The organism is Zarconia navalis LEGE 11467 (assembly GCF_015207075.1).
In the GTDB taxonomy this organism is placed as follows: domain Bacteria; phylum Cyanobacteriota; class Cyanobacteriia; order Cyanobacteriales; family Geitlerinemataceae; genus Zarconia; species Zarconia navalis.
Genome location: NZ_JADEXN010000289.1, coordinates 1 through 6,797, shown reverse-complemented (window position 1 = coordinate 6,797; position 6,797 = coordinate 1). Strand labels below are relative to the sequence as shown.

Here is a 6,797-nt window from a genome sequence, read left to right as displayed (position 1 = left end):
CGATCGAGGATTTCCGGTCGGGCTTTTCCTTTATCGTTCCTACCGTAACTGAAGGTATTTCGATCGCGCCAGGTTTCTCCCAATTCTTCTCCCGTTTCCCAGTTTCCATCCACAACGCGATCGTTGACTAGAGAACCAAAATCTCCTGCCGGATTTGAAAATAATCGCGCCGAAGCATTTTCGATTCCTTGCAATCGTAATTCTAATACGTGTTTGCGAATGAAGTTTTGCGTTTCCGCTTCCTCTGCATCCGCCGCCCGCTGAAATAAATCGTCTAGCAGTTCGATAATATTGACAAAACTATCGCGGAAAATACCCGATAGATTGGTCAAGATATCAATTCGGGGATGTCCGACTTCTTCAAGAGACTTTAACTCGTAACGAACGATACGTCCCGTCCCCTCTTTTATCGGTTTCGCCCCCACGAGTTCTAGTAGAATTCCAATCGATTCCCCTTTTGTTTTAATCGCATCCAATCCCCACAACATTACGGCCACCGTTTCAGGATATTCGCCTTGTTCTTCTAAATGTCGATCGATGATTTTACGCGCAATTTCTTGACCTCGAAGATATGCCGCTTCTGAAGGCATTCGATAGGGGTCGAGGGCGTGAATGTTACGTCCTGTAGGCAACACTCCAGGCCCATCCCGCAGCAAATCACCGCCAGGCGCGGGGGGAATATATTCACCATTCAACCCTCGCAGTAAATTCGCCATCTCCTCAGAAGTTTTGAGGAGTAACTTACGGATATTTTGAGCTTCTTTAATAAGATGTAAAATATCTGATTTTTCTTTATATAAACGCTCTTGGTAAGTTTTCAAAAAATCTGTATCGTTCGCAGCGATCGCTCGAACTGCTTCTGGAGGTAATCGATTCTCAAAATACGCACTCAAATAGGATTCGAGTCGATCGATATTCGGGACTTCTCCTAACACGTGCAATCCAGAAGAAAATAAACGCTGTTCGACTACTTGCAAGTATTCATAGACCTTGACAAAATAGCGATCGAGTGAATCTTGACTGAAAAGTCGCGCATTCTCGGCCGTAAATGCAATACCTAATTGTTCGGCTTCTTCAAACAAACAGTCAGATTCTAATCCCGCATCGACAATTTTTTGACAAATGGCTTCTTTGAGTGCCGAATTCTTTTGCGAATCTTCGCGATATTCTGAAATTAAATCTCGCAACGCTAGCAGTTCTTTATACAACCCCGCCCGTCCGTAAGGGGGAACGTTGTGAGAAATTAAAACGCCATAGCCTCGACGTTTTGCTAACATCGATTCTGATGGGTTATTGGCTGCGTAAATATAGAGATGAGGTAAATCTCCCAACAAAATATCCGACCAAGAATATCCCGTATTTCCGAGAGGAGAACCCGGTAGCCATTCCACCGTTCCGTGCATCCCAAAATGGACGATCGCATCGGGTTGATATTCATTTTGCAGCCATTTATAAAACGCAGCGTATTGAGGGTGGGGCGTTAAATCTCGCTCGAACATCAACCGCATGGGGTCGCCAGAAATTCCCAGAGGGGGTTGTACCCCAATCCACAAATTACCCAGTTGTATTCCCCCAATTTGTAACTGGTCGCCGTAGGTTTTAATTCCCGTTCCCGCCAGCGATTTCCACTGCTTATGGACGCGAGTTTTTAGTAGATATCCCAACCATTTATCTAAGGTTTTTACATTCACCGTTGTTACGTTCGGTGGGACGGGTTTTCCATGGGATAATTCCACCGGTTCGGGATAAGTTTCATCGGCTTCTTTCACCTGGCGAATTAATTCTTCTCCATCTTCAGGAATATCGCCCACAAGATACCCTTGCGCTTTTAATGCTTGAAGAAAATTGATGAGCGATCGCCCTACATTTAAAAGTGCCGCCGTTCCCGTTGCCCCATATCCTGGCGGAAAACCATATAAAATGACTGCAATTTTGCGTTTTTGAGGAGGGGTTTGTCGCAGAGAAATCCACTTTTTCACCCGTCCAGTTAACCGTTTGACGCGATCGGGAACTAGATAAATATCTTCCCCCACTAGTCCCCCCAAGGGAACTGGATCGATCGCCCCATCAAGTTCTGGCAATGCATATAAAACCACACTTTGCAAACCGCCAATTCCTTGCCGCGTCCACGAGTGAATATCTTGAATCAGTAGCGGTGCAGAAACAAAATAGGGTACGTTCTTCGCCCTGAGAATTTTAACCGCTATTTCCGTCTGTCGTCCCGCTTCCATAGACCCTGCCGGCCCGCCAACTAGAGGAAACCCAATCGTCGAGACGATCGCATCTACTTCTACTGCCTCGGGAGATAAAGATAGTATTTCTTTAATCTCCTGCTGTCGCTGTTGGGCTTCGTGGGCCGAAGTCATCCAATCTCGCACGGCAACATGACCTTCTACCCCATTAATAAATATTGGTAAAGGTGTTAATCGGGCCGCTTCAAAATGGCGAATTAATTGGGGTATATAAGACTGTTGGGTAACAACATGTTTGCGATACAACAAAATCCCAACAACCGGTGTTTTATCGAGACTTCGATTTCGATACCATTCTAAATATTGCTTGGGCGATTCAAAATATCCCTCGCAATCTGGATGCAACAACCCCATATTCGGCGTTTCGATCGCCGGGGGAATTTCTTCAACGGTTAACTCTAGGTACTTTTGGGCGATCGTCCAAAACATCGCCGCGACGTTTTGGGTTCCCCCCGAATTCCAGTAGCCGTAAATAATCAGCCAGTTGCGCAAATCTTGCACCTTTTTACCCGGCACGAATTTCAGTAGTTTGGGCCCGGTTTTCAGAAAGCTGATGTATCCGGCAAGTTTATCCTCTTCCCGCTGGCTGGTAAATTTGCCGAGGATGAATTTAACCGGTTTGGGCATTCCTTTCGGCTTGTCGCCGATTTTAAAAGTCCCAATTTGCGTCAAACTCATCAATTCCAGTGCCGACTCGAATATGAGGCGAATGGGGATATGCTGCACTTTCTCGCGCAGCCAGATGACTCGATCGTAATCGAATATCAAGCTGGCAAAGAATACCGAAGCTTCTTGCAACGCGGCTGCTACGGTATCTGCTTGAGTGGCGAGGTCGCGATCGCTAAATACTCGAATCTCCAACTCCGGACAGCTAGAGGTCGCGAATTGGGCTGCTTTGCGATACAAATCGGCATTAAACGATTCAAACCCAGCAATCAGTACGATGCGCTTCATATCCCCAGCCTGCGAACGTCCTATTCGATCTTAGCGGGGAGTTGGGGTCGTTTTACCCCCAATGCAAAAAGTTGGGTCCAAGTAAGCCGAACCCAACCTTTCATTATCTTTTTCGTATCGCTGAGGCGATCGATGGCTACACCAAAGCCGGTTCTAGCAACTTAACATTCGAGAAGCCATATTCCGTTTTGACTGTTTCGCCATCTACTTCCGTTTCGATCGTGCGACTGGTCAGAATATAGTAATCGCCGACTTTCTCGTAATTATCTTCAAAAACGCTGCGTCCGCCCTTGGCTTCACCCGTTTCGGGATCGTGATAGATGGAGTCGTAGCGGTGGGATAGGTAGCCTTCGCCAGTATCGTGGCTGCTGAAGGTATGGATGGTGACGACAACACCGTGGATGTGGCGGTGTACCATGCACACTTCCCGATCGCGCAATTTATAGCGATCGCCCTCGGATTTACCCCCCAAAAGAATTTCCACGGCCCCGGTTTCGTCGGTTTCACCCAAACTGAAGGTATTCTTGCCGTGGGTCTGCTCGAAGCTGCGGCGGATTCGGTGAATCGCAATTTCCCACAATTGATTCTGAATTTCCTTTTTCGCCGACTCGTCGGAGATTTCGAGAATGTCTGCTGAGAGATCTCGGTTGACGCGCGCTTTGGCCGCGATCGCTTCGCCCGATCGCTTCAACGTAATATCGGTCGTATATCCGGGAAAGCTTTTGTCCCAGGTGTAGCGGTTTTCGTAAGCTTCGCGCATTAGCTCGCGAGCGTCGATGCGGTCGGTCATGCCATTCTCCTTACTCATCGCGATTCTGGATTGCCGAGGCTGGCGAATCAAATGAACTCCCCCTATCCTATCGATCTCCCCGTACCAAGACAAGGGTCGTTTGAAATTCTTCCGATCGACCCCACCTCAACACATTAGGCATCAGCTCCAAAATTCAATGGAAATAAATTGAGTTGCGAGATTCGGTACATCTACTGATGTCAATCCTATAGTCTAATAAGCCAAACTAGAACTACAGCAGGGCTTATAAATCGAGTGTTTGCGTGCTGGGGGGGGGTAGGTTGTGCTAGCCTGCTATTTTTACAAAATTTCGCATCGCGTCTTGAGTCCCCCAAAAGTTACAGGCTAATTGTATAGCAGTTCTCGTACGAGTAAGGTGCACCCAACTATCGATGTCGGGAAGATAAGGAAATCGCGAAATCGCCCTTTTGATAGACGCTTTATCCATACGAGAAATGCTATATTTCAATCTGAAATCCGGATGAGTTCACCCTTTTTTTTCGGAAATCGTTCTGAAACGATCGCCGTACTAAAGAACTTAGTATTGAAAATTTTTGACAAAATGTACATAAGATATACATCAAATTAAAACAAAATAAAGTATGCTCGTCAGTACAGTACGGAAGACAAGCAACATTTATTCTTTATTAACGTCATAAGATATCAAGTCAAACGTAAACCCAACCAATTCAAACACATGTTGACTTCCATTGCTCCAACGTACCGAAAACTTCTAGATCGAGATCCAGATACAGCCGGTACTGATTCCAAGACTTCATCAAAGCGTCTCTCTCTCGGCGCAATATTTGGTGCCAGTCGTAGTGGTACAACCTGGTTGGGAACTCTTGTATCGAGTCATCCGGAAGTTGCCTATCGGTTCGAGCCATTTCATCGCTTAGCAAAAACTCAACCTGAAATTGGTAAAAGTTTAGAAATGATTCGATCTCCTCAATTATCATCGAGTCAGAGGTCGCAGCTATATCATTCCTTACTGCCGGCATATCCAGCCATCGAAAAGCCGCCTTTTTTCAGCAAAAACTATCAGACTCCCTTAAGTTGGGGACGAGCGGCAACCTGGCCGATTTCGCGCAGAATGGCACTAGCCGGTCACCTCTTTAAAAAGTTTTATACCCCCAACACGGCTTCGACCAATACTCCCACCCTGATTTTCAAGCAAGTGGAAATGGTTGATATTATTGCTCCCTTGCTTCAACAAGTTGAAGTACCGGTTGTTTATCTGATGCGTCATCCTTGTGCTGTTGTGTGGTCTCGCATTCAGGGTCAGCAGAAGGCGTTGATGCCCCAAGGTCGAGCCCAGAAGCTCGATAATATTTTGAGAGACTGCTTTCCGGAGTTAGCCGAGCAGTATGCCGGAAAATTGCAAACAACCGCCCAAAAAGAAGCCATGCTGTGGCGAATCGACGTAGAAGCTGCCACATCGATCTGTGAAGAGAGTCCGAAAGGATTACCGATTTTCTATGAAGACTTGGTGGAAAATACCCTACCTGTCGTGAATCGGGTATTCCGTCATTTCGGCTTGTCCCTAACCCAAGAAACGGTATCGTTCATCGAAGACAGTACCGATAAAACCAGCAAAATGGGGCAAAAACGAGGAGAAATCGGTATCGATCCCTACTTCTCCGTGTTTCGGAATTCTCAGGTTGCTTGCAACAAGTGGAAAAAGCAGATGCCAGCAGAAGATCGAGCGCGAGTGATTGAAATTGTCCGAGATAGCAAACCCTTTAAAATGGCTGCAAATCGGGGATTTTGGTCGGAATGAGTCGAGCTGAGTGATGAGGGGCGATAAGGAGCGATCGCAAACTCGCGCTTGTTGTTAAGCTTTCTTGTATTTGTTACAAAATATAAATAGACGATCGATCGCTCGGTTTTCGTGCCGAGCGATTTGTTTGTTTGCATTCCCCATTCCCTCATCCCCACCATGTCTCTCTCCCCGATCACTGCACCGACTCCCGAAGCCATTCCCTTTCTAAGCTGGAAATGGCGAGGATTCGATATCGGCTACCAAACCCTCGGCGATCGAGGGCCCGCTGTCGTGTTAGTCCATGGTTTCGGCGCGTCTACCCAACACTGGCGCAAAAATATCCCCGTTCTCGCTCAGACTTGCCGCGTTTGGGCGATCGATTGTATCGGTTTCGGGAGATCGGCTAAACCCACGCCGGGACTCGAAATCGAGTATACCTTTGAAACCTGGAGCGCTCAAATCGCCGATTTTTGTCGGGAAGTTGTCGGCGAAGCCGTATTTCTGGTGGGAAATTCCATCGGTTGTGTCACGGCGATGCAAGCTGCCGTCAGCTATCCCGATTGGGTGCTGGGTGTGGTGCAGCTCAACTGTTCCCTGCGCCTGCTCCACGATCGCCGTCGAGAGCAACAACCCTGGCTCAAACAAATCGGTGCGCCTCTGCTACAAAAGATGCTCTCAGTCAAAGCCATCGGTCAGTTTTTCTTCGATCGATTGGCCACCCCCGCCACAGTCCGCAAGATTTTGCTGCAAGCCTACAAACGCGCTGATACCGTCACCGACGAACTGATAGACCTGATTCTGCAACCGGCCCGAGACACCGGTGCAGCGGACGTATTCGTGGCTTTTACCCGCTATTCTCAAGGTCCTTTACCCGAAGAACTCCTCGATCGATTACCCTGCCCGACGCTGATTTTATGGGGAACTGACGACCCGTGGGAACCCATCGCCCTGGGACGGGAGTGGACGCGATTCGAGGCTGTCGAAGATTTTATTCCCCTGGATGGGGTGGGACATTGCCCTCAAGATGAAGCCCCGGAAC

At 47.7% G+C, this 6,797-nt stretch carries 4 protein-coding genes; 2 read left to right on the top strand and 2 right to left on the bottom strand.

The window, feature by feature from the left end; genetic code table 11:
- Together bchH and IQ235_RS14910 are read right to left on the bottom strand one after the other, a co-directional pair.
- Nucleotides 1-3,206 (bottom strand): magnesium chelatase subunit H (gene bchH, locus IQ235_RS14915; RefSeq protein ID WP_264322237.1); only part of this gene is annotated, 3,206 nt, incomplete at its 3' end.
- A gap of 136 nt (nt 3,207-3,342) precedes the next feature.
- Nucleotides 3,343-4,014, bottom strand: coding sequence for a DUF3386 domain-containing protein (locus IQ235_RS14910; protein WP_264322236.1), 672 nt, complete (start codon nt 4,012-4,014; stop codon nt 3,343-3,345).
- 679 nt (nt 4,015-4,693) lie between these two features.
- On the opposite strand from IQ235_RS14910, the gene IQ235_RS14905 reads away from it, so the two are divergent.
- Both IQ235_RS14905 and IQ235_RS14900 read left to right on the top strand, forming a co-directional pair.
- Nucleotides 4,694-5,776 carry a sulfotransferase domain-containing protein gene (locus tag IQ235_RS14905; RefSeq protein WP_264322235.1) on the top strand — a complete coding sequence of 361 codons (1,083 nt, stop codon included), beginning with the start codon at nt 4,694-4,696 and terminating at the stop codon, nt 5,774-5,776.
- A 159-nt stretch (nt 5,777-5,935) separates the two neighbouring features.
- On the top strand, nt 5,936-6,797 hold an 862-nt coding region (locus IQ235_RS14900), incomplete at its 3' end, for an alpha/beta fold hydrolase (protein WP_264322234.1).

What these genes read in the sequence shown, in the direction of transcription:
- IQ235_RS14910 (WP_264322236.1), bottom strand. Translation starts at nt 4,014, where the DNA reads ATGAGTAAGGAGAATGGCATGACCGACCGCATCGACGCTCGCGAGCTA.
- IQ235_RS14905 (WP_264322235.1), top strand. Translation starts at nt 4,694, where the DNA reads ATGTTGACTTCCATTGCTCCAACGTACCGAAAACTTCTAGATCGAGAT.